This is a genomic window from Pantoea eucrina (genome assembly GCF_001691555.1).
Lineage (GTDB): Bacteria > Pseudomonadota > Gammaproteobacteria > Enterobacterales > Enterobacteriaceae > Pantoea > Pantoea borealis.
The window spans coordinates 123,972-147,578 of the sequence record NZ_MAYN01000004.1 but is presented as its reverse complement, the minus strand read 5'-3'; the positions used below and the strand labels follow the sequence as shown (position 1 = coordinate 147,578).

23 protein-coding genes are annotated in these 23,607 nt (G+C 57.3%); 12 read left to right on the top strand and 11 right to left on the bottom strand.

Going from position 1 to position 23,607, the window contains the following annotated elements:
- The first annotated feature begins 11 nt into the window (after positions 1-11).
- The 8 genes from gyrB (at position 12) to BBA90_RS03080 (ending at position 10,124) form a co-directional block, all read left to right on the top strand.
- Positions 12-2,420: a DNA topoisomerase (ATP-hydrolyzing) subunit B gene (gyrB, locus tag BBA90_RS03115; RefSeq protein WP_039381501.1), complete on the top strand. Its 2,409-nt coding sequence runs from the start codon at positions 12-14 to the stop codon at positions 2,418-2,420.
- A 194-nt stretch (positions 2,421-2,614) separates the two neighbouring features.
- Positions 2,615-3,424 (top strand): sugar-phosphatase, encoded by an 810-nt coding sequence (yidA, locus tag BBA90_RS03110; protein WP_065647879.1) that lies wholly within the window; start codon positions 2,615-2,617, stop codon positions 3,422-3,424.
- Between the two features lie 456 nt (positions 3,425-3,880).
- On the top strand, positions 3,881-4,579 hold the full coding sequence (locus BBA90_RS03105) for a FadR/GntR family transcriptional regulator (RefSeq protein WP_065647878.1): 699 nt from the start codon (positions 3,881-3,883) through the stop codon (positions 4,577-4,579).
- On the top strand, positions 4,576-5,454 hold the full coding sequence (locus BBA90_RS03100; RefSeq protein WP_065647877.1) for a 2-dehydro-3-deoxygalactonokinase: 879 nt from the start codon (positions 4,576-4,578) through the stop codon (positions 5,452-5,454). Before BBA90_RS03105 ends, BBA90_RS03100 begins: the two co-directional genes overlap by 4 nt.
- On the top strand, positions 5,438-6,055 hold the full coding sequence (locus tag BBA90_RS03095; protein ID WP_065647876.1) for a 2-dehydro-3-deoxy-6-phosphogalactonate aldolase: 618 nt from the start codon (positions 5,438-5,440) through the stop codon (positions 6,053-6,055). The genes BBA90_RS03100 and BBA90_RS03095 overlap by 17 nt, the downstream gene beginning before the upstream one ends.
- Entirely contained in the window at positions 6,052-7,200 is a 1,149-nt protein-coding gene (gene dgoD, locus BBA90_RS03090) for a galactonate dehydratase (protein ID WP_065647875.1), read from the top strand. The genes BBA90_RS03095 and dgoD overlap by 4 nt, the downstream gene beginning before the upstream one ends.
- A 259-nt stretch (positions 7,201-7,459) precedes the next feature.
- The gene (locus BBA90_RS03085; RefSeq protein ID WP_065647874.1) at positions 7,460-8,752 is read left to right on the top strand and encodes an MFS transporter; all 1,293 of its coding nucleotides are present in this window, start codon (positions 7,460-7,462) and stop codon (positions 8,750-8,752) included.
- A gap of 100 nt (positions 8,753-8,852) precedes the next feature.
- Positions 8,853-10,124, top strand: a complete 1,272-nt coding sequence (locus BBA90_RS03080; RefSeq protein ID WP_065647873.1) for a DUF3748 domain-containing protein — start codon at positions 8,853-8,855, stop codon at positions 10,122-10,124.
- On the opposite strand, the gene BBA90_RS03075 is transcribed toward BBA90_RS03080, so the two are convergent.
- Positions 10,093-10,449, bottom strand: a complete 357-nt coding sequence (locus BBA90_RS03075) for a YceK/YidQ family lipoprotein (protein WP_065647926.1) — start codon at positions 10,447-10,449, stop codon at positions 10,093-10,095. The genes BBA90_RS03080 and BBA90_RS03075 overlap by 32 nt on opposite strands.
- 287 nt (positions 10,450-10,736) lie before the next feature.
- Here BBA90_RS03075 and ibpA point away from each other — a divergent pair, with 287 nt between their 5' ends.
- Complete coding sequence (gene ibpA / locus BBA90_RS03070; protein ID WP_039381531.1) at positions 10,737-11,153, top strand: small heat shock chaperone IbpA; 417 nt, start codon at positions 10,737-10,739, stop codon at positions 11,151-11,153.
- Between the two features lie 55 nt (positions 11,154-11,208).
- Here ibpA and BBA90_RS03065 read toward each other — a convergent pair whose 3' ends face one another.
- The 10 genes from BBA90_RS03065 to BBA90_RS03020 all read right to left on the bottom strand — a co-directional run bounded on the left by BBA90_RS03065 (position 11,209) and on the right by BBA90_RS03020 (position 21,342).
- Positions 11,209-12,114: an EamA family transporter gene (locus BBA90_RS03065; RefSeq protein ID WP_065647872.1), complete on the bottom strand. Its 906-nt coding sequence runs from the start codon at positions 12,112-12,114 to the stop codon at positions 11,209-11,211.
- Positions 12,115-12,154: 40 nt separating this feature from the next.
- Positions 12,155-13,441 carry a valine--pyruvate transaminase gene (locus BBA90_RS03060; RefSeq protein ID WP_065647871.1) on the bottom strand — a complete coding sequence of 429 codons (1,287 nt, stop codon included), beginning with the start codon at positions 13,439-13,441 and terminating at the stop codon, positions 12,155-12,157.
- An 84-nt stretch (positions 13,442-13,525) separates the two neighbouring features.
- Positions 13,526-14,500, bottom strand: a complete 975-nt coding sequence (ghrB, locus tag BBA90_RS03055; protein ID WP_065647870.1) for a glyoxylate/hydroxypyruvate reductase GhrB — start codon at positions 14,498-14,500, stop codon at positions 13,526-13,528.
- Between the two features lie 67 nt (positions 14,501-14,567).
- Entirely contained in the window at positions 14,568-15,848 is a 1,281-nt protein-coding gene (locus BBA90_RS03050; protein ID WP_065647869.1) for an MFS transporter, read from the bottom strand.
- A gap of 93 nt (positions 15,849-15,941) precedes the next feature.
- Entirely contained in the window at positions 15,942-16,889 is a 948-nt protein-coding gene (locus BBA90_RS03045; RefSeq protein WP_065647868.1) for a sugar kinase, read from the bottom strand.
- A 10-nt stretch (positions 16,890-16,899) separates the two neighbouring features.
- The gene (locus BBA90_RS03040) at positions 16,900-17,646 is read right to left on the bottom strand and encodes a sugar phosphate isomerase/epimerase family protein (protein WP_065647867.1); all 747 of its coding nucleotides are present in this window, start codon (positions 17,644-17,646) and stop codon (positions 16,900-16,902) included.
- A gap of 127 nt (positions 17,647-17,773) precedes the next feature.
- Entirely contained in the window at positions 17,774-18,799 is a 1,026-nt protein-coding gene (locus tag BBA90_RS03035; protein ID WP_065647866.1) for a LacI family DNA-binding transcriptional regulator, read from the bottom strand.
- Positions 18,800-18,860: 61 nt separating this feature from the next.
- A complete protein-coding gene (locus BBA90_RS03030; RefSeq protein ID WP_065647865.1) occupies positions 18,861-19,856 on the bottom strand; it encodes a LacI family DNA-binding transcriptional regulator in 996 nt (331 codons plus the stop codon).
- 154 nt (positions 19,857-20,010) lie between these two features.
- Positions 20,011-20,673: an OmpA family lipoprotein gene (locus tag BBA90_RS03025; protein WP_065647925.1), complete on the bottom strand. Its 663-nt coding sequence runs from the start codon at positions 20,671-20,673 to the stop codon at positions 20,011-20,013.
- A gap of 108 nt (positions 20,674-20,781) precedes the next feature.
- Entirely contained in the window at positions 20,782-21,342 is a 561-nt protein-coding gene (locus BBA90_RS03020; protein ID WP_065647864.1) for a DNA-3-methyladenine glycosylase I, read from the bottom strand.
- Positions 21,343-21,470: 128 nt separating this feature from the next.
- Here BBA90_RS03020 and BBA90_RS03015 point away from each other — a divergent pair, with 128 nt between their 5' ends.
- The 3 genes from BBA90_RS03015 (at position 21,471) to dnaC (ending at position 23,518) form a co-directional block, all read left to right on the top strand.
- The gene (locus BBA90_RS03015; RefSeq protein ID WP_065647863.1) at positions 21,471-22,142 is read left to right on the top strand and encodes a hypothetical protein; all 672 of its coding nucleotides are present in this window, start codon (positions 21,471-21,473) and stop codon (positions 22,140-22,142) included.
- A 99-nt stretch (positions 22,143-22,241) separates the two neighbouring features.
- Positions 22,242-22,778, top strand: coding sequence for a primosomal protein DnaT (gene dnaT, locus BBA90_RS03010; RefSeq protein WP_065647862.1), 537 nt, complete (start codon positions 22,242-22,244; stop codon positions 22,776-22,778).
- Positions 22,778-23,518 carry a DNA replication protein DnaC gene (gene dnaC / locus BBA90_RS03005; protein ID WP_065647861.1) on the top strand — a complete coding sequence of 247 codons (741 nt, stop codon included), beginning with the start codon at positions 22,778-22,780 and terminating at the stop codon, positions 23,516-23,518. Before dnaT ends, dnaC begins: the two co-directional genes overlap by 1 nt.
- Positions 23,519-23,607: the final 89 nt, after the last annotated feature.

Here is a 23,607-nt window from a genome sequence, read left to right as displayed (position 1 = left end):
GAGAAACGTTGATGTCGAATTCTTATGACTCCTCAAGTATCAAAGTCCTGAAAGGGCTTGATGCGGTACGCAAACGCCCGGGTATGTATATCGGCGATACGGATGACGGCACCGGTCTGCATCACATGGTATTCGAGGTCGTGGATAACGCCATCGACGAAGCGCTCGCCGGACACTGCAGTGATATCGTAGTCACTATCCACGCGGATAACTCCGTGTCGGTGCAGGATGACGGGCGCGGTATTCCGACCGGTATTCACCCGGAAGAGGGGGTCTCTGCGGCGGAAGTGATCATGACCGTTCTGCACGCCGGCGGTAAGTTTGATGACAACTCTTACAAAGTATCGGGCGGCCTGCACGGCGTGGGCGTTTCCGTGGTTAATGCCCTGTCGCAGAAGCTGGAGCTGACCATTCGTCGCGACGGCAAAGTGCACCAGCAGACCTACGTGCACGGCGTGCCGCAGGCGCCACTGGCCGTTACCGGCGATACCGAGACGACGGGTACGCGCGTGCGCTTCTGGCCAAGCCACGAGACCTTTACCAACGTCACCGATTTTGAATATGAAATCCTTGCCAAACGCCTGCGTGAACTGTCGTTCCTGAACTCCGGCGTCTCTATTCGCCTGCAGGATAAGCGCGACGACAAGAGCGACCACTACCACTACGAAGGTGGTATCAGGGCGTTTGTCGAGTATCTGAACCGCAACAAAAACCCGATTCACCCTAACGTGTTCTACTTCTCTACCGAGAAAGATGGCATCGGAGTGGAAGTGGCGCTGCAGTGGAATGATGGTTTCCAGGAAAACATCTACTGCTTTACCAATAACATCCCGCAGCGCGATGGCGGAACGCATCTTGCCGGTTTCCGTGCGGCGATGACGCGTACGCTGAACGCTTATATGGATAAAGAGGGCTACAGCAAAAAAGCCAAAGTCAGCGCCACCGGTGATGATGCGCGTGAAGGCCTGATTGCTGTGGTTTCCGTGAAAGTGCCGGATCCAAAGTTCTCTTCGCAGACCAAAGATAAGCTGGTCTCCTCCGAGGTGAAATCTGCGGTAGAGCAGCAGATGAATGAACTGCTGAGCGAATACCTGCTGGAAAACCCGGCGGATGCAAAAATTGTCGTGGGCAAAATTATCGATGCGGCGCGCGCGCGCGAAGCAGCACGCCGTGCGCGTGAGATGACCCGCCGCAAAGGCGCGCTGGACCTGGCGGGCCTGCCGGGCAAGCTGGCAGACTGCCAGGAGCGCGATCCGGCGCTCTCTGAAATCTACCTGGTGGAGGGTGACTCTGCAGGCGGATCGGCGAAGCAGGGGCGTAACCGTAAAAACCAGGCGATTCTGCCGCTGAAAGGCAAAATCCTTAACGTGGAAAAAGCGCGTTTCGACAAAATGCTCTCTTCGCAGGAAGTCGCCACGCTGATCACCGCGCTGGGCTGCGGTATCGGCCGCGATGAGTACAACCCGGATAAGCTGCGCTATCACAGCATCATTATCATGACCGATGCGGACGTCGATGGCTCACATATCCGTACGCTGCTGCTGACTTTCTTCTACCGTCAGATGCCGGAAATCATTGAGCGCGGCCACGTTTACATTGCGCAGCCGCCGCTGTTTAAAGTGAAAAAAGGCAAGCAGGAACAGTATATTAAAGACACCGACGCGATGGATCAGTATCAGATCGCCATCGCGCTGGACGGCGCTACGCTGCACACCAACGCCAGCGCACCGGCGCTGGGCGGTGAGCCGCTGGAGAGCCTGGTCGCTGAGTACAACAGCACGCAGAAGATGATCAAACGCATGGAGCGTCGCTTCCCGGCAGCCCTGCTTAATGCGCTGGTCTACCATCCAACGCTGGCAGGGCTGGATGATACCGCCGCCGTCAGCAGCTGGCTGGAGACGCTGGTAGCGTATCTTAACGAGCGTGAAGCACACGGCAGCACCTATGTGGCGCAGGTACGTGAAAACCGTGAGCTGCAGCTGGCTGAGCCGGTACTGCGTGTGCGCACCCACGGTGTGGATACCGACTACCCGCTGGATAGCGAGTTTATCGGTGGCCCGGAGTATCGCAAAATCTGTGCGCTGGGCGAGCAGCTGCGCGGCCTGATTGAAGAGGACGCCTATATCGAGCGTGGCGAACGTCGTCAGCCGGTTGCCAGCTTCGAGCAGGCGATTGAGTGGCTGGTGAAAGAGTCACGCCGCGGTCTCTCCATTCAGCGCTATAAAGGGCTGGGCGAGATGAACCCGGAGCAGCTGTGGGAAACCACCATGGATCCGGACAGCCGCCGTATGCTGCGCGTCACCATCAGGGATGCGATTGCTGCCGATCAGCTCTTCACCACGCTGATGGGCGATGCGGTGGAGCCGCGTCGCGCCTTTATCGAAGAGAACGCGCTGAAAGCCGCTAACATCGATATCTGATACGCTCTGACCCCTCCCGCCCGGGAGGGGTTTTTTATATCCGCAAAGTCCTTTCTCCTGCACCATCCGGCATCTCAACCACCAGGCTCAGCCTGCCGCCCACCGCATCTGCGATCCGCTGCGCCGATAAACTGGTCAATGAGAGCTGAATCGCGCTAGCATTAAAGCCAGACACTGAATTAACCGAGGACGTTATGGCGATAAAACTGATTGCGATCGATATGGACGGCACGCTGCTGAATCCGCAGCATGAAATTACTCCGGCGGTAAAAGCAGCCATCGGGCGGGCGCGCGATAAAGGCGTGTCGATTGTGCTGGCAACCGGCCGTCCGTTTGTCGGCGTTGAGCGCTATCTGACAGAGCTGGATCTGCGCCAGCCGGGTCAGTACTGCATCAGCAACAACGGCGCGCTGGCGCACCGCGCTGACAGCGGCGAAGTGGTTGCCGAGAAAACGCTGAGCTTTGACGATTACCTCTATCTTGAGCAGCTGGCGCGTGAACTCGGCGTGCATTTTCAGGCATTCGACAAATCTTTCCTCTATACGCCTAATAAAGACATCAGCGAATACACCATTCATGAAGCCAGCCTGACCGGTATTCCGGTGCGCTATCGCGCGGTTGATGAGATGGATCCGGCGACGCGCTTCCCGAAAATTATGATGATCGATAAACCGGCGCTGCTGGATAAAGCGATCTCCGGGCTGCCGGCGAACATGCGCGACAGCTACACCGTGCTGAAAAGCGCGCCTTATTTTCTGGAAATCCTTAACCCGCTGGTGAACAAAGGCTATGGCGTGAAGATGCTGGCGGAAAAACTGGGCCTGCAGCAGTCAGAGGTGATGGCGATTGGCGATCAGGAGAACGATCTGGCGATGATTGAATATGCCGGCACCGGCGTGGCGATGGGCAATGCCATTGAGTCAGTGAAAAAAATCGCGCAGTTTGTGACCAAAAGTAACAGGGAAGATGGCGTAGCGCACGTTATCGAAGAGCTGGTGCTGTAACAGCATCAGGTTTATGTGATTTCCGGCAAGCAGCATTTGTGCTGCTTTTTTGCGGCCCGACGGGCTGCGAAACTCTTACAGATAATTACCTCGCCGCTTTGCATCTATAGCGCGAAGGCTGCTGCAGGCCATGCACGCTTTCGCGTCCTTCAGGCTTCTTCATTGCCGTAATTAAAAACGCACCTCCATACAGGTAATGATGATCCGGCAGGAAGACCGCCTGCCAGAGCCCGCAGGAGCGGGTGTTGCCGTTCCCGGCGTGCTGACTCTCCTTTCTGACCCTGCGCCGTATCCACAACGGTAAAATCCGCCTGATTGTCTGTTTTGTGATCTGAATTGTAGTACGAGAAACATATATAGTACTACAATCTTCCGCAGTGGCTCAGGCAGCCGTTAGGTTTCATACCAGGAACGCAGTAATCTGACGGGCTGACCCCCTGCATATACCGGACCCCTATGACACAACAACCGCTGAGTAAAACAGAGCGCATCATCCATACGCTGGGTGAAGAGATCGTCGCCGGAAAATATGTACCGGGCGCGGCGCTGCCTGCAGAAGCAGAGCTGTGCGAACAATTCGGGACATCGCGCAACATAATCCGCGAGGTTTATCGTGCGCTGATCGCAAAGCGCCTGATGGAGATGAAGCGCTATCGTGGTGCGTTCGTAACGTCACGCAATCAGTGGAATTATCTCGATAGCGATGTACTGCAGTGGGCGCTGGCGCACGATCAGGATCCGCGCCTGATTGCCGCCATGAACGAAGTGCGTGTGCTGGTGGAACCGCAGATTGCGCGCTGGTCAGCCGAGCGGGCGACCTCTACCGATCTGGCCGCTATTGAACAGGCTTATAACGATATGGTAGCCAACCATCTCGATCGCGAAGCATTTAACGACGCTGATATTCGCTATCACGAAGCAGTGATGGGGTCTGTACATAATCCGGTGCTGCAGCAGCTCAACGTGGCGATAAGCCAGCTGCAGAAAGCGGTGTTTGCGCAAACGTACATGGCGGACGCCGGCAACATGCCGCGCACATTAGCTGAACATAAAGCGCTGTACGACGCGATTCGCCATCAGGATGGCGATGCCGCGGAACGTGCAGCAAAAGCAATGATTGCCAGCTCCACGGCCCGACTGAGAGACATTTTGTGACCAGCTATATCGCTATTGACTGGGGCTCAACAAATTTGCGCGCCTGGCACTATCAGCAGGGCGTCTGCGTTGATGAGCGCCGTTCGCCCGCCGGCATCACGCGCCTCGGCGACCAGACGCCAGCGCAGGTTTTTGCCAGCATCACTGCCGGCTGGCCCGTTGATGAGGTGCCGGTCATTATGGCTGGCATGGTCGGCAGTAATGCCGGCTGGCTGTCCGTTCCCTATCTGCCCTGTCCGGCCAGCCTGAATGCGCTGCACGATCATCTGACGTGTGTGGAGCAAAAAGCGTGGATTGTGCCGGGACTGAGCGTTGAACGTGATGATAACTATAACGTGATGCGCGGTGAAGAGACGCAGCTGCTGGGGGCGCTAACGCTGCAGCGGGTGCCGCTGTGCGTTATGCCTGGCACGCATGCCAAATGGGTTCAGCTGGAACAGGATCGGGTGCTTGATTTTCGTACGGTAATGACCGGCGAGCTGCACCATTTGCTGCTGCTGCAGTCGCTGATTGGTGCCGGTCTGCCCGGGCAGGAGACCTGCCAGGCGGCATTTATGCAGGGAGTGGAAAGAGGATGTCAGGATGCGTCTGTTATCGCCCGCCTGTTTGAAGTCCGTGCGGCGCATGTGCTGGGCGCACGCGATCGCCGGCATGTGAGCGAATTTCTTTCCGGCCTGTTGATTGGCCATGAAGTGGCGCTGATGACGCAGCAAATGGCATCGTCACCACAACCGATCGCCATCATTGGCGGTCATGCACTGGCGCAGCGCTACCAGCAGGCGCTGACTTTTATTAACCGGGATTCAGTTACGCTGGAAGGCGATGTTGCATTCCAGCATGGAATGAGGAGTATTGCGAATGTCCTGGCCCACTAAACTGCCGCTGATTGCCATTCTGCGCGGCATTACACCGGATGAAGCTGAAGCACATGTTGGTGCGCTCATTGACGCTGGCTTTGATGCCATTGAGATCCCGCTGAATTCGCCCGACTGGGCGCAAAGCATTGGGGCGATGGTGGCAAAGTTTGGCGATAACGCGCTGATTGGTGCCGGAACGGTGCTGGAAACGGCGCAGGTCGACACGCTGGCAACGCTGAACAGTAAACTGGTGGTTACGCCTAATACGGATGCGGCCGTGATTCGCCAGGCGGTCGCGCAGGGCATGATGGTTGCGGCCGGTTGTGCTACCGCTTCAGAAGCTTTTACCGCTTTAAAAGCGGGCGCACAGGCGCTGAAAATTTTTCCCTCTTCAGCCTTTGGCCCCGGCTATATCAAAGCGCTGAAAGCAGTCCTGCCGCCGGAAGTACCGGTGTTTGCCGTTGGCGGCGTCACACCAGAAAATCTGCATGAATTTATGGCTGCAGGCTGCATCGGCGCCGGTCTGGGCAGCGATCTCTATCGCGCCGGCCAGCCGCTGTCACGCACGGCAGAGAAGGCCCGCGCATTTATTGCTGCTTACAAGGACGCTGTACAATGAAAATTACCCGACTCACGACGTATCGCCTGCCGCCGCGCTGGATGTTCCTGAAGATCGAAACCGATGAGGGCATTACCGGCTGGGGTGAACCGGTGATCGAAGGACGCGCCCGCAGCGTTGAAACAGCGGTGCACGAACTGTCAGACTATCTGGTCGGGCAGGATCCGGCGCGCATTAACGACTTATGGCAGGTGATGTACCGCGGCGGCTTTTACCGTGGCGGCCCGATTCTGATGAGCGCCATTGCCGGCATCGATCAGGCGCTGTGGGATATTAAAGGCAAAGCGCTTGGCGTACCGGTGTATCAGCTGCTGGGCGGCCTGGTACGTGACAGTATCAAAGCGTACAGCTGGGTGGGCGGCGATCGGCCGGCGGAAGTCATCGATGGCATTCAGAAACTGCGTGCCATCGGGTTTGATACCTTCAAGCTCAACGGCTGCGAAGAGATGGGGATCATTGATAACTCCCGCAAAATCGATGCGGCGGTGAATACCGTTGCGCAAATCCGGGAAGCATTCGGCAGCGACATTGAGTTTGGACTGGATTTCCATGGCCGCGTCAGCGCGCCAATGGCAAAAGTGCTGATCAAAGAGCTGGAGCCTTATCGTCCGCTGTTCATTGAAGAGCCGGTGCTGGCCGAGCAGGCGGAATACTATCCGCGTCTGGCAGCTCAGACGCACCTGCCCATTGCCGCCGGTGAGCGGATGTTCTCGCGGTTTGAATTCAAACGCGTGCTGGAAGCGGGTGGACTGGCCATTCTGCAGCCCGATCTGTCGCACGCTGGCGGCATCACCGAATGCTACAAAATTGCCGCGATGGCCGAATCGTATGATGTCGCACTGGCACCGCACTGTCCGCTGGGGCCGATTGCGCTGGCGGCCTGTCTGCATGTCGACTTCGTATCGCGTAATGCGGTATTTCAGGAACAGAGCATGGGCATTCACTATAATCAGGGCGCCGAACTGCTCGATTACGTGATTAATAAAGACGATTTTAAAATGGACGATGGCCACTTTTATCCGTCAAATAAACCCGGCCTCGGCGTGGAGATTAACGAAGAGCTGGTTATTGAGCGCAGTAAAAATGCGCCGGACTGGCGTAATCCATTATGGCGCTTCCCGGACGGTTCTGTGGCTGAATGGTAACCGCGGTTCTGCTGCGCACGTTTGCGCGGGTGAATGATTAAAATAATCGCCTTACAACATGCCGGATTATTCAGGCTATTAAAAATTTATAAATATTTTAAAAGATGTGCCGGATAAATAAGGCTCAGGTTATTCCTCAGCCTTACTGACGGCACGGCATATTTACCGCTGCGGCGGCTTACATCCGAAAATCTTACCCTGCATTGTTTGCGGTGCGCCCTGTTACGCCCTGCGAACAACATCACGACGGAGAAACACCATGGATCTCTCTGCTGTTCAGGCCAGACCAACGCGGCGCCGTTATATAACGCTGTTAATGATCTTTATTACCGTGGTTATTTGTTATGTGGATCGCGCTAATTTAGCGGTGGCTTCGGCCCATATTCAGGAGGAGTTTGGTATTACCAAAGCGGAAATGGGTTACGTTTTTTCCGCCTTTGCCTGGCTATATACGCTTTGCCAGATCCCCGGAGGCTGGTTTCTCGATCGCGTGGGTTCACGGCTGACCTATTTTATTGCCATTCTTGGCTGGTCGGTGGCGACATTATTTCAGGGGTTTGCCACCGGCTTATTATCACTGATTAGCTTACGTGCAATTACCGGTGTATTCGAGGCACCGGCATTTCCGACAAATAATCGTCTGGTCACCAGCTGGTTTCCGGAGCAGGAGCGTGCGTCTGCCGTTGGCTTCTACACCTCCGGACAGTTTGTCGGGCTGGCTTTTCTGACGCCGCTGCTGATCTGGATCCAGGAACTGCTCAGCTGGCACTGGGTGTTTATCATCACCGGCGGAATTGGCATTCTCTGGTCGCTGGTATGGATCAAGGTGTACCGGGCACCAAAGCACAGCAAGGGGATCAACCAGGCCGAGCTGGACTATATTCGTGAAGGCGGGGCTATGGTCGACGGTGATGCACCGTCAGAGAAAAAAGCGCGTACCCGGCTTACCGCTGCCGACTGGAAACTGGTATTTCATCGTAAATTGTGCGGTGTGTACCTTGGCCAGTTTGCGGTGACCTCAACGCTGTGGTTCTTCCTGACATGGTTTCCTAACTATCTGACTCAGGAAAAACATATTGCCGCATTAACCGCCGGTTTCATGACCACCGTACCGTTTCTGGCTGCGTTTTTCGGGGTGATCCTGTCCGGTATCGTTGCCGACAGGCTGGTGCGCCGTGGGCGCTCTATCGGCTTCGCACGTAAAATGCCGATTATCTGCGGCCTGCTGATCTCCACCTGTATTATGGGCGCTAATTACACCAATGACCCCGTGTGGATTATGGTGCTGATGGCGCTGGCGTTCTTCGGTAACGGTTTCGCCTCAATCACCTGGTCACTGGTATCCTCACTGGCCCCGGTGCGTCTGATTGGCCTGACCGGCGGCATGTTTAACTTTATCGGCGGGCTTGGCGGTATCACGGTTCCGCTGGTCGTCGGTTATCTGGCACAGGATTATGGCTTTGCGCCGGCGCTTGTTTATATCTCCGCCGTGGCGCTGGTCGGCGCGCTCTCCTATATTCTGCTGGTCGGAGACGTGAAGCGCGTAGGCTGACAGGCGAGGCGCGCATGGAGGCGCGCATCCCCGCAAAACTGCTGCACCCCCTGAGGGAATCGCGTACCGTATCAGCATCGGTTATCTGTAAGAGCATCCCATGTCAGAAAAACAGCTTACCTTTGCGCAGCGGCATCATCAGCTGACCAATATCAACGTCTGGACCGCCGACAGCCAGTGGCTGGCGTTTGACGTGCGCCCCTCCGGTGCCTCCTTTACCGGCCTGACCATTGAGCGGGTTAACGTTTTTACCGGCGCCGTTGACGTTCTCTATCAGGCACGCGACGGTGCTCACGTTGGCGTAGTGACCGTCAGCCCCGATCTGCCGCCGCGCTACGTCTGTATTCATGGTCCGGAACATCCTGATGCAGACTGGCATTACGATTTTCATCATCGCCGTGGCGTCATCGTGCAGGAGGGGCATGCGGAAACGCTGGACGCCTGCGATATTACCGCGCCCTATACGCCGGGTGCACTGCGTGGCGGATCGCATGTACATGTCTTCAGTCCGGACGGCACCCGCCTCAGCTTTACCTACAACGACCATGTAATGCATGAACGGGACCCGCGCGAGGATTTACGTAACGTCGGCGTAGCCGTGCCGCTGCATCCGGTCTGCCCGGCTGAAAAACATCCGCGTGAGTATGATGGCAGTCACTACTGCGTGCTGATCAGCCAGACGCAGCGTGACCCGCAGCCCGGCAGCGATGCGATCGATCGCGCCTATGAAGAGTGCTGGATAGGCGAACGCGGCTATCAGAAAGCAGACGGCAGCTGGCAGCGCTGGGCTATCGCCTTTATCGGCGACACGCGCGACGCCAGCGGGCAAAAAGTGCCGGAAGTCTTTATCGTTGATTTACCGGAGGCGCTGACTGATTACGCCCGTCCCGGCAGTTCGCCGCTGGAGGGCAGCGATACCCGGCTGCCGGCACCGCCGGCGGGCGTGCAGCAGCGACGGCTGACGCAGACCCGGGGCCTGGCGCTGCAGCCGCGTCACTGGCTGCGCGCGGCTCCGGACGGCAGCGCAATTGCCTTTCTGCTGGCGGATGAACAGGGCATCATTCAGCTCTGGAGCGTGTCACCTAATGGCGGTGAGCCGCGGCAGATCACCCGGCTCAGCAGCAGTATCCAGTCTGCTTTCAGCTGGCATCCGCAGGGGGATGCCATCGCCTTTATCAGCGCCGGGCGTGTGATGCGCTGTGAAATAGCTGACGGTCGCTGTACGCCACTGACGCCAGTCAGTGCTGCCGCGCTGAGCGGCGACGCGGTGGTCTGGTCGCCGGACGGAAATCAGATCGCCTATATGCGTGAAGTAGCGGGCTGGCGCCAGCTGTTCTGCGTCAGTGCGACGCCGGCATCGCCGCAGCCGTAGCGAGGCTTGCCTGCGTATTGGCCTCTTTTTCACTTTGCAGTACGCGTTCGCGCGGTGAGGTACCGCGCTTATCCTCACCGGCGTGGAAGTAGTCCCACGGCAGCAGCAGCGTATCCAGCACGGCAGAGAAGGGCAGATCGAGCAGCGCCAGCGGCTTCAGCACCCAGCCCGTATCGTCATCAGTGAGCATTTTTGCGCTGGCGCGCGTGCCAGGATAGTAACCCTGGCTGCCGCCGGAGTGCGACATCATGCTGGAGCAGCCGGAAGTGGTTATCACACAGCACACCAGCAGGCCGGTCAGCGGAAAACGTTTTATCATCTTCATCGTCATCATCCCTTCAGTCATGGCTGCATCCCTGGCAGCAATAGGTCACCTGACGTCATCAGCGCTCTCTGGCCCTGTTTTCAGTGCAGGTGCAGGGTTTCCTGAGTGTATGTCATCTCACCGGTTTTGCTGCAAAAAAATCACGCCGGCGGCCCTTGAAAAGATCGCTACCATACCCATTTTCACATTACGGCCGTATGACTGTTGCCGCACGGGACAGTGCCGGGCCGGACAACCTGTCCATAGTGGAAGGTTGCCAAAACTTGCTGATTATCAGGAGTCTTATTATGCGTAACTTTGATCTCTCTCCACTTTATCGTTCTTCCATCGGTTTCGATCGTCTGTTCAATCTGCTGGAAACCAATCAGAATCAGGCGAACGGAGGCTATCCTCCTTACAATGTTGAGCTGGTGGATGAAAACCACTACCGCATTACGATTGCGGTGGCGGGCTTTGCTCAGAATGAGCTGGATATCACCGCCCACGACAATATGCTGGTGGTACGCGGCGCGCACCCTGAAGAGCAGCCAGAGCGCAAATATCTTTATCAGGGCATCGCCGAGCGTAATTTTGAGCGTAAATTCCAGCTGGCCGATCACATCGTGGTGCGCGACGCGCGTCTCGAACTTGGGCTGTTGAGTATCGATCTGGAACGCATCGTTCCTGAAGAAGCGAAACCGCGCCGGATTGAAATTCTGAAATAAGGCTGTCACACAAGCCTCAGGCGCCGCAGCAATGCGGCGTTTTTTTTGGCCAGGATCAGGCGCGGGAGAGCAGGCGCTGGCTCAGCAGGCCGCCAAAGACATTGATCAGCAGACCGGCAACGATCACCGCTGCGCCCAGCAGCTCCTGTGTGGTCAGCGCTTCATCCAGCACGACTGCCGCGCTGATAATACCCACCACCGGCACCAGCAGCGTCAGCGGGGCGACGCGCCAGGTTTCATAGCGGCTCAGCAGCCGGCCCCAGATGCCATAACCGATGATAGTGGCGATAAACGCAAGATAGATCAGCGCCAGAATAGTCTGCAGTGAAATTCCCTGCAGGCTGTGCACGATTAGCGTCCTGCCTTCAAACCACCACGAGCAGGCGAAAAAGGGAATAACCGGCACCAGCGCGCTCCATACTACCAGCGACATTACCGGCACATGGTGATTGCGCAGAATGACTTTATTGGTGATATTGCCCAGCCCCCAGGAGGCCGCCGCCGCCAGCGTCAGCAGCATGGTTGTCAGGGTAATGCCGCCTGCCGTCTGGCCAGTCATACCGGCGCTGGCGAGCAGATACATACCCAGCGTCGCAATCACAATGCCGGTAATGTGGTTCCAGCGCAGCTTCTCAGCCAGCAGCAGCGCACCCAGCAGCAGGGTGAAGAACGCCTGCGCCTGCAGCACCAGCGAGGCGACCCCGGCGGGCATACCAAGCTTGATGGCTAAAAACAGGAAGGCAAACTGTCCGAAGCTGATCGTCATGCCATAGGTCACCAGCCAGCGCAGCGGAATAGCCGGACGCTTTACAAACAGCAGAGCCGGAAACGCCACCAGTGCAAAGCGCAATCCTGCCAGCAGAAAAGGCGGCATGCCCTGCAGCCCGAGTTTGATCACCACAAAATTGACGCCCCACGCCACGACGACGCACAGCGCTAACAGCATATCTTTTACGGACATAAGGGCTTCCTGTTCTCAGGCTGCAGGCGGTTCCGGGTGCTTAAACCCGGTTCCCGTCTGAGGGTAGCGTAACGCTTTCGGCCTCGCGGAGTGCGCGCTCCAGCTCCTCCGCCAGAATCTGTACTGCACGCTCAATCTTTGCCGCTTCCGGCACATAGTTCATGCGCATGCACTGATGCGTATGCGGCCACGCCTGCTCCAGTCCCGGAAAGAAAAAGTGGCCTGGCACCATCAGCACACCGCGCGCCTTAAGACGCTGGTAGAGCACTTCAGTGGTGATAGGCAGATCGCGAAACCAGAGCCAGAGGAAAATGGCCCCCTCTGGCTTGTGGATCAGGCAGCGATCTTCGGGCAGATAGCGGCGCAGGATCGCCAGCGTCTCCGCCACTTTAGCCTGATAAAACGGGCGGATAACCTCATCAGACAGGCGCAGCAGATCGCCGCGGACAATCATTTCGTTTGCCAGCGCCGGACCAATGCTGCCGGGGGCCAGACTGATGATGCCGTTCATATTGCCCAGCGCACCAATGGTGCTTTCATCAGCAATAATGATCCCGCAGCGTGCGCCAGGCAGGCCGAGCTTGGAAAGGCTCATGCAGAGGATAGTATTGGGATTCCACAGCGGGCGCGCTTCGCTAAAGATAATACCGGGGAAGGGCACGCCGTAGGCGTTATCGATCAACAGCGGCACACCGTGCTGCTGTGCCAGCGCATCCAGCTGCAACAGCTCATCATCAGTGATCACGTTGCCGGTCGGATTAGTAGGGCGCGAGACGCAAATCAGCCCGATATCCTCATTCAGCGGCAGATGATCGAAATCGACATGATATTTAAACTGTCCCTCTGGCAGTAGCTCGATGGTGGGCTTCGCTGAAACAAACAATCCCTCCTCGAGACCGGCGTCGGCGTAACCAAGATATTCCGGCGCCAGCGGAAACAGCACGCGCTTTTTACTGCCGTCGGCGCGGTGTCCGGCAAACAGATTAAACAGGTAGAAAAACGCACTCTGGCTGCCGTTGGTGAGCGCAATATTTTGCGCCGTGATGGGCCAGCCGAACTGCTCGCGCAGCAGGGTGGCAAGCGATGCCAGCAGCTGCGCCTTGCCGCGCGGGCCGTCATAGTTGCACAGCGCCTCGCTCAGCGTGCCATCTTTATGCATCTGCAGCAGCAGCTGATCAAAATAGTCATTCATCGCCGGGATCTGTGCCGGGTTACCGCCGCCCAGCATGATGGTGCCGGGAGTGCGCAGCCCCTCTCCCATATCTTCCATCAGACGGGAGATACCGGTGGGTTGCGTAAATTTGTCGCCGAACTGAGAAAAGGACATAGGAAGTAAAAATTTTGTGAAAGAGAATGGAGAAAACCACCATAACGCCCGCCGCAGGCGGGCGCAATGGCTAAAGCGGTCGCATCAGCGCAGAACCTGCGGGTTAACGCAGTTTTTATCCGGTGTACCGGTCAGGGCGGCGATCAGGTTTTCAACCGCATCACGGGCCATGCCGTAGCGCGTCTCATGCGTGGCGGAACCAATATGCGGCAGCGTCACCACGTTCGGCAGGGTAAGGATCTCCGCCTCAGCGGGAACGGGTTCCACCTCAAAAACGTCCAGTCCGGCCGCCAGCAGGGTGCCCGCTTTCAGCGCGGCCGTCAGCGCCTGCTCATCTACGACCGGGCCGCGACCCGCGTTGATCAGAATCGCGCCGGGTTTCATCAGCTGCAGCTGCGCAGCACCAATCATGTGGTGTGTCTGTTCGGTCAGCGGCAGACTGATACAGACGAAATCACTCTCTTTCAGCAGCGTCTCCAGATCGCAGGCGCGCGCCTGAAAACGGCTCTCCGCTTCTTCATGCTGACGGCGGGCGTTATAGAGAATATTCATGCCAAAACCAAAATGGGCGCGCTGCGCCAGCGCCAGACCAATACGGCCCATGCCCAGAATTCCCATGGTTTTATGGTGAACGTCGGTGCCAAACAGATCCGGACCGATGCTCTTTTTCCAGTTCCCTTCCTTGACCCATTTATCCAGCTCGGCCACGCGGCGTGCGGTGCTCAGTACCAGTGCCATCATGGTATCAGCTACGGTTTCGGTCAGTACCGTCGGGGTGTGCATCAGCAGCACCTTGCGCTGATTCAGCGCATCAACGTTAAAGTTGTCGTAGCCGACAGAGACCGTGGAGCAGGCGCGCAGCGTCGGCATATGCGACAGCAGCGTGTCATCGACCTTGCCACCGGAACCGATAATGCCTTCTGCCTGTGCAAAGGCGTCTGCATGCTGATGCACCGTTTCTGGTGTGACATCTTTTACTTCAGTGACGCGAAAATGGGTGTCGAGCTGGCGGCGCAGATCGTCAGGCAGGCTTTTGTAAAGGATCACAGCAGGTTTCATGAATAGCTTCCTGTAGAAATAGGTGACGGGCGGCAGGTGCCGCCCGGAGAAGTCATTTCTTACGCTTTCAGGCGTGCTTCGCCCCGGGAATTGGCGGCGTTTTGTTTGCGGCAGGCTTGACGATCAGCGTCAGCCAGACCGAAACCAGCAGGGCTGAACCCATGAAGATATAAGACGCGGCCGGGCTGCCGGTTGCTCCATTAAGATAGCCGACAATCCATGAACCGATAAAGGAACCCAGTGCGCCCATGCTGTTAATCAGCGCCATAGCACCACCTGAAACGTTGCGTGGCAGCATTTCCGGAATGATGGCAAAGAAAGGACCGTAAGGGGCATACATGGCTCCGCCGGCAATCACCAGCAGCGCATAGGAGAGCCAGAAATTGCCCGGACCTACCAGATAAGAGCCGAGGAACGCCAGGGCACCAATCAGCAGCAGCGGCCAGACAAACAGTTTACGGTTTTGCGTTTTATCTGACGCCCACGACACCACCACCATGGCGATAGTGGCGACCAGATAAGGCACCGCTGAGAGCCAGCCCGCTTCCACCATACCCATCTGCGTGCCGTTGCGCAGAATGGAAGGCAGCCACAGCACAAAGCCGTATACGCCAATACTCCAGGCAAAATATTGCATGCAAAGAATGATCACATTGCGATTGCGAAACGCTTCACTGTAGTTGCGCACCGCTTTGATATTTTCCTGCTCTTTCTGCAGCTGCGCCTGCAGCGCGGCTTTTTCCTCATCGCTCATCCATTTTGCCTGCGCCGGTTTGTCCTGCACCAGGAACCACCAGGCGATGGCCCAGATCACCGCCGGAAAACCTTCGATGATAAACATCTCACGCCAGCCAAAGGCATTAATCAGATAGCCGGATACCACTGACATCCACAGTACGGTGACCGGGTTGCCGAGGATCAGAAAGGTATTGGCGCGCGAGCGCTCCGATTTAGTAAACCAGTTACTGATATAGATCAGCATCGCGGGCATGACGGCCGCTTCTACCACGCCGAGGATAAAGCGGATCGCCGCCAGCATCGGAATGTTACTGACGATACCGGTCAGCGAAGCGCAGCCGCCCCACAGGATCAGGCACCAGAAAATCAGTTTTTTTACGCTGCGACGCTCGGCATAGATAGCACCAGGGATCTGAAAGAAAAAGTAGCCGAGAAAAAACAGCGCGCCCAGCAGCGATGACATGCCTTTGGTAATGCCGAGATCGTCATTGATGCCGGCGGCAGAGGCGAAGCTGAAGTTCGCCCGGTCCAGATACGCCAGACTGTAGGTGATAAACACGATGGGCATGATATACCACCAGCGTTTTGGCGCGATTGTCTGCGATTTCATGCGTGACTCCTCTGGTTGAGGCGGGCACATTCCGTGGATGCGCCTCAGAATAATAGTGTTGTAGGGTAAGTAGTATTGTGCCGGCGCAGTAGATCAGTAATCACCCAGCGCCGCGCGGGTGGGTAAACCTTCGCTGTCGCCCGCCACCTGAATAGCGAGCGATCCGATTTTGTTGCCGCGCAGAATCGCCTGCGGCAGTGTTTTACCTTCCAGCAGGGCGCTGATCAGGCCTACGGCAAACCCGTCGCCTGCGCCTACGGTATCCACCACGTTGTCGACCAGCACCGGGGCGACCACGCCTTTTTCGCCCTGTGCCGTTTTATACCAGGCGCCGTCGCAGCCGGTTTTGATCACCACGGCTTTCACGCCTTTATCGAGGTAGAAATCAGCAATGGCTTCCGGCTGGCGATAGCCGGTCAGGATATAGCCCTCTTTTTCACCCGGCAGCACCCAGTCGGCATACTCTGCCAGCGCATTAAGCTGCTGGCGCATCTCTGCTTCGCTGCGCCACAGCACCGGACGCAGGTTGGGATCGAAAGAGATGGTTTTGCCCTGCGCGCGCATGGACTGCGCTGCATACTGCAGCAGCGCCAGCGAGGAGTCAGAGAGTGCAGCGGCCACGCCGCTCAGGTGGAGGTGGCGCGCACTGCCAAAATAGTCCGGATTGAAATCTTCCGGTGAGAGATGGCTTGCCGCCGATCCTTTGCGAAAATATTCCACTTCCGGATCGGAGCCGTCGTCAACGCGTGCTTTCAGCTGAAAGCCGGTACGGTAGCGGGGATCCGTGGTTACACAGCGGTGATCAACGTTTTCTTTTGCCAGCTGCTGCAGCGTAAAGCGTCCGAAGCTGTCATCACCTACACGACTGACCCAGCCAACCTGCAGGCCAAGCCGCGCCAGGCCAATGGCAACGTTCAGTTCGGCACCGGCAATACGCTTGATAAAGCGCTCTGCCGCTGCCAGGTCACCGGTTTGCTGCGCGATAAACATCGCCATCGCTTCGCCAATGGTAACGACATCAAGTTGAGAATGGTGTGTCATGGCAGGCTCCTCACGCGGCACGCAGCAGGTCAACATAGTGGCGGGTTACCGCCAGCAGATCGCCGCCTTCCAGCGGAAACTCAATACCGCGCGGTGCATCAGCGGGCAGGGCGTGCAGCAGCGTGCGCCAGCTCTCATCCGCCTCATCAAGGGCGATAGCACGAAACGAGTCGCGATGCGCAACCGCTGCCTTAACGTGCACATAGCTGACATAGCGACTGAGCTGGTGAGCGGCCTGCAGCGCATCCTCGCCCGTCCAGAGCCAGTTTCCCATGTCAAATGTCATATCCAGCGGCAGCGCGGCATCGCAGGTGTGGTGAAAAAAGCGCAGCATCGGCGCCAGCGTACTGTCAGCAGTCTGATCGTTCTCAATAACCAGCGTCACAGACGTAGACGCGAGGATTTCCACCAGCTGCGGGTCAGCCAGCTGAATAAAGTGGCCGATAGCGAGCTTCAGCCGCTGCGCACCGAGCTGTTCTGCTTCATGGAAAAACTGTGCCAGGCGTGGGTTGAGTGCACCATCTGCCAGCCACAGCGATTCCGGTACCGAGTAGCTGACCTGCAGCGACTGCTCACGCGCCGTCTGGCCCAGTTCCGGCAGCTGCAGCAGCTCAGTGTCGCTGAACAGCTCGCGACGGATCTCAACGCCGTCAGCGCCGGCCGCTTTGATCAGCGGCAGCAGGCGGATTTGCCCGCCAAGCTCGGCAATTTTATGCGCGCCATAGGCGGCAGTCACTACAATAATTTCTGGTCTCATTACGTCTCTCCGGGCACCAAACTGCCTCCCAATCGTTAAGAAAACGTTAGATGGAACCGGTTCCAAAGGAAAGACGCAGACTGCGGATTTATGATCCTGCTCACGAAGTCAGTATCAGGTCCCGATCTCAGCGCAGCGGCTGGCTCGACCCGCGAACGATCAGCTCGCCGGAAAAAACCTGATCCCGTATGGGCGCATCGCTGCCGTCAATGCGGGTGATCACCTGTTCCAGCGCCGCATAGCCAATCTGCCACGTAGGCTGACGCAGCGTGGTGATACCGACGCCGGCCAGCGCCGCCCACTCCAGTTCATCAAACCCCAGCAGGCCGATATCTTTACCCCAGACCAGCTCCAGGCGCTGGAGCGCCCGGGCCACCTGCAGCGTCAGGGCCCCATTGGCGGCTATCACGGCGACGCGTCTGCCGGCATGCTGCTGATAGAAGTTCAGCAGCGCCTGCTCCAGAGGGGCAGGCTGATGCAGCGGCACTTCCGCATTCTCCGCCACTGTGTCCGGCGCAGCGCCTGCGGTGGCGAAAAAGGCGCGCAGGCGTTCGCGGCGGGTGTTGACGCTGCCCAGCGGCTCACTGAGAAACAGCAGTGCGTTATAGCCGTTATCCAGCAGATGGCGCGTGGCGTGGCAGGCTGCTTCCTGGTTATTCAGTCCGACGACATCGCAGGCGAACTCAGGAATTTTACGGTCGATCAGCACCATCGGCAGCATTGACTGCTGCAGCCGGTTGAGCACTACCTCATGCATACCCACTGCATTAACCACAATACCCTCAACCTGATAGCTGCTCAGCAGCTGCAGATAGTGCTGCTCCAGATCGACCTCATTGTTGGTGTTACACATCAGTAGCGTAAAACCGCGGGCGCGGCAGGCGGCTTCAATACCGCTCAGCACATCCACAGAATAGGGATTGGTAATATCTGCAATGATCAGGCCAATTAATCGCGTGCGGCCGCGTTTCAGGCCGCGCGCCATCTGGCTGGGACGATAATTCAGCGCGTCAATTGCCTGTTCAATGCGGGTTTTCAGATCGGGCGAGAGAAGGTGTTCTTCCCCGTTCAGATAGCGGGAAACACTGGTTTTACCGGTATTTGCCGTGCGGGCAACATCGCTGATTGTGGCGCGTGGCGGCCTGGTTTTCATTGCATATCCCTGAGAAGTTAAATCAGGCGAAGACTACCACAGCACGCGCGGCACGCCATCATCAGGCGTCAGCGGCCAGGCGCAAAACCGGCTGCCAGAGCGTCTGTAACTCGGTAACCGGTCTGTCTGCCAGCAGCTGCAGCACCATATCTGCCACGCATTCGCCGATACGCTGCTGAGAGATTTGCAGAATCACATTAACCGGATGATCAATGATCGAGTCATGGGGCAGGCCGTCATATACGTAGAGCGCTATCGCGCCGGTACCGGAGAGCCGCTGCTGCTGCTGGAGCGCAATTGCAGCGCCCTCGCCGAGCGTGCTGCAGTCGGTGATAATGGCCTGCGGTGGCGCTGGATGGCGTAGCCAGGCGAGCGTCTGCTGCAGACCGGCACGGCGGGTGGGTGGCAGTGACGCGACAAATTCTGCGGGCTGTGCGGCAGCCTGCAGCGTATCCAGAAAGCCGCGGCGGCGATCGATGATATAGGTGCCCGGCTCATCGGTGCCGAGCCAGGCAAGCCTGCTCAGTCCCTGCTGCAGGGCGTGCTGTGCTGCCAGCTGTGCACCCGCATAGTTATCGTAATCGAACCAGGCGTAGGGCTGCGGCAGCTCACTACGGCCGAGGGTAAGAAAGCGAAACCCTTTCTGCTGCAGGCGCTGCAGGCGGGCATCGTGCGGGGTGGTATGGGTAACGATCAGCGCATCAAGCGCGCCGCTGCGCAGCATGCGCAGTAAATTGCGCTGCTGATCGCGCGGTTTATCAGGCAGCAGCAGCAGGTCGATATCCTGACGCGCAAGACACCGATCCAGCGTCAGCAGCATGTCGCTGTAGTAGCTGTCGTTAAGCGAGGCAGTGCTGACGGGTAATACCAGCCCGACGGCATTTGCCCGGCCGGTTTTCAGGCGGCGTGCCGCAATGTTTGGACGATAACCGCGGCGGCGCGCTTCGTCCTGAATGCGTTGTCGTGTTGTTTCCGCCACGTCATCGTAGCCGTTTAACGCGCGACTGACGGTGGTAACAGAGAGGCCAAGAGCGGTAGCGATCGCTTTGAGTGACATGGGCGTATCCGACCGGTTAAGTTTTCGTCACGCTGGTATGATCCAGTGTAGTATTCAGACAGCGAAGGCAGTATACACACTTTTCTGGAAGGGTTTCCAGTTATTTCCGGAAGGATTCAGAAAGCCGGCCTGCGGGCGCAGGCCGGCTGGGTACTTAGTTCAGCGGGCTGAGAGTGATCTCAACGCGGCGGTTCTGCGCTTTCCCCTCTTCAGTGCTGTTGCTGGCAACCGGGTTATCCGGACCCATGCCCTGCGTACGCAGACGATTCTGTGCTACGCCCTGCAGCACCAGTGCGCTGGCCACGCTTTCAGCACGCTGCTGCGACAAACGCATATTCAGCGCGCGCGACCCGGTGCTGTCGGTATAGCCGACAACGTTAACAGCAGTTTTTGGATACTCTTTCAGCACCATTGCCACGCCGTTCAGGGTGTTAGCACCGGCCGTTTTCAGCGTCGCGCTGCTGGAGTCAAAGGTCACATTGTTTGGCATATTCAGAACAATGTTGTCGCCCTGACGGGTTACGCTGACGCCCGTACCGCGCATTTTGTCACGCAGTTTTGCTTCCTGAACATCCATGTAATACCCCACGCCGCCACCCAGCGCTGCACCAGATGCCGCGCCGATCAGCGCACCTTTTTTACGATCTTTTTTGGAGGAGGAGAGCACGCCTACTCCGGCACCGACGACGGCGCCCAGACCCGCACCAATTCCGGATTTACCCGCCTGCGATTCGCCGGTATAAGGATTGGTAGTACAACCCGACAGCGCAAGGCTGCCGCTTACAAATAAGGCCAGCGTCAGAGCACGCTTTTTCATCATCAGTCCCTCAATATACTTATGGGTAACAGTCCCGGAAAGCCACTATTATGCCGTTCAAAGATAGGGAAATTCGTGAGGCTGAATCTGAAAATGTAACTTTTTGCGTTAAAGATTATCAGGATGGCAGAAACAGGTCGTCTGATGATCGTTAATCAGCCCGCAGGCCTGCATAAATGCGTGGCATATTGTGGGGCCGATAAATTTGAAGCCGCGCTGCTTCAGGGCTTTTGAGAGCGCTATTGCCGGTTCGGAAGTAACCGGTGCCTGCCGGTAATCAGCATAATGGTGCAAAATGGGGCGATCGTTCACGAATGACCAGATAAAGCAGGGAAAGTCTTCGCCCTCTGCTTCCAGCGCCAGCAGGGCACGTGCGTTCTGGACAATCGCTTCCAGCTTACCGCGATGGCGGATCAGCCCGCTCTCCTGCATCAGACGGTTGATATCTTTCTCGTTCATCCGCGCCACGGCTGCCGGCTCAAAATCATGAAACGCCTGACGGTAGTTTTCACGCTTTTTCAGCACGGTGATCCAGGAGAGGCCCGCCTGCTGCCCTTCAAGGCAGATCATCTCAAACAGGGCGCGCCTGTCTCGCTGCGCCACGCCCCACTCCTGGTCATGATAATTCACGTAAAGCGGATCTGCTGTTACCCAGCCACATCGCTGCATGTTCTGCTCCCTGGTTCTGCTGCGGACGTTAACCGGCGAGGCTGAAAACCGGCACCAAATGAGAAGCGCAACGAGTCAGGTGAAATATACTAAGCGCGCTAATTATTTTCTTATTTGGTTACATTATAATGCGTGAACATATTACTCTTATTAGCCGCGAGATGGCGGCCTTTCTCATCAGTGGATCGCTTCTGGTTTTCTGCATGTCGATGGTATACATCGATGTGGCGTGGATGCACAACGCGCTACACGAAACGTCGTTTACGGAAATCACACAGGCAGTGATGCTGACTCTGCTTGCTGCGCTTTTCTTTCGCGCCGCGTCGCAGCGACCGCAGCAGCGCAGCGCGCTGATTCTGGTGGGCGGATTTTACAGTTGCATGCTGATACGCGAGCTCGATTATCTGTTTGATTTTATTCAGCACGGTGCCTGGCTCTGGTTTGCGCTGGCGACCACCGCAGCCTCACTGGCGCTGGCGCTGCGCACGCCGGCGCAGATTCTGCCCGGCCTGGCTGCGCTGCTGCAGCACCGCAGCTGGCAGATGATGGCTGCGGGCTTACTGGCCATACTGGTGTTTTCCCGGCTGTTCGGTATGCATCAGCTCTGGCAGCAGCTGATGCTGGAAGGGTATAACCGGGTCGTGAAGAACATGGCTGAAGAGGGCTGCGAACTCTTTGGTTACAGTCTCTGCCTGATCGCATCGCTGCGCTACCTGTGGCAGACGCGTGTTACACAGCAGGATGCGGCCCGAGATAGCGTCTCGCCTGCGCTAAGCCATGCCCGTTACGCTCCGCGCTAATTCCTGCTTTTATGACGATCCCCGGTGTTAAAACAGGTACACTGTCTGTCTGGCGCCGGGTTATCTGGCGCCCCGGAATGCTCAACGTCAGGTCTCTTCATGTCCGTAAAAATCTTATCTTCAACGCTGGCCGGTCTGGACAGCTTCTGCCGCGATCCGCTTGCCGCACTGAATCAGGCCGATAATGGTACGCTGGCCGTGCTGCAGGATAACGCGCCCGCTTTTTATGCGGTTACGCCGCAGCGCCTGGCGGCGCTGCTGGCGCTGGAGGCGGCAACACAGCAGCCCAGCGATGTCGCGCTGGATGACAGTTTGTTTCAGCCGGATAGCGCAGCGCTGGCTATCCCGGCAGGTAAGTTTGCCATGTATCAGGGGTGGCAGCCCGACAGCGATTTTCAGCGTCAGGCAGCCGTATGGGGTGTGGCACTCAGCGAGCCGGTGACGCCTGCGGAACTGGCCACCTTTGTGGCTTACTGGCAGGCAGAAGGGCGGCCGTTTCATCATGTGCAGTGGCAGCAGAAGCTGGCACGCAGCGTACAGATGCACCGTGCCGGCAATGGTGGTCAGCCAAAACGCGATATTACGCGTATCGACAATACTGATTACGATATTCCCGATGGTTTCCGAGGTGAGTAATGAAAACTCCGACCAATCTTTTCAATCGCCTGAAAAAAATCATGCCGGCAGATGTGCAGCCAAAGTTTAAGAATGGTGCTGAACTGCTGGCGTGGAATCAGGAGCAGGGCCGTCTGCGTTCAGAAGCAATCGTGCGTGAAAACCGTGCCATGAAGATGCAGCGCATCATGGGCCGCTCCGGTATTCGCGAACTGCATATGAACTGCTCTTTTGACAACTATCGCGTAGAGAATGACGGGCAGCGCAAAGCGCTGATGCTGGCGCGCGAGTACGCGGCCGGATTTGAAAACAGTATTGCCAGCTTTGTTTTTACCGGCCGGCCCGGCACCGGCAAGAACCATCTGGCAGCGGCGATTGGGAATGATTTGATCATTCGCGGCAAGAGCGTACTGATTGTGACGGTAGCCGATTTGATGTCCAGCATGAAGGGCACGTTCAGCGGCGGCAGTGATATCACAGAAGAGCGGCTGCTGCAGGATCTTACTCTGGTTGATTTGCTGGTGATTGATGAAATCGGCATGCAGAGCGAGTCGCGCTACGAGAAAGTGATTATTAATCAGATTGTTGATCGACGTTCTTCCTCAAAGCGCCCTACCGGCATGCTCTCTAATCTCGATCCGGCAGGGATGAACAGCCTGCTGGGCGAGCGCGTAATGGACCGGATGCGACTGGGAAACAGCCTGTGGGTACGCTTCGACTGGGAGAGCTACCGCAGCCGCGTGCGTGGTGATGAATATTGATAGCTGAAACGCGTAAACTGCGCTGCAGCCTGCGCGCCAGGTGATGCCGGGCTGCTAAACTGAACCGTATCTCTTTGTCAGGTGAAGGT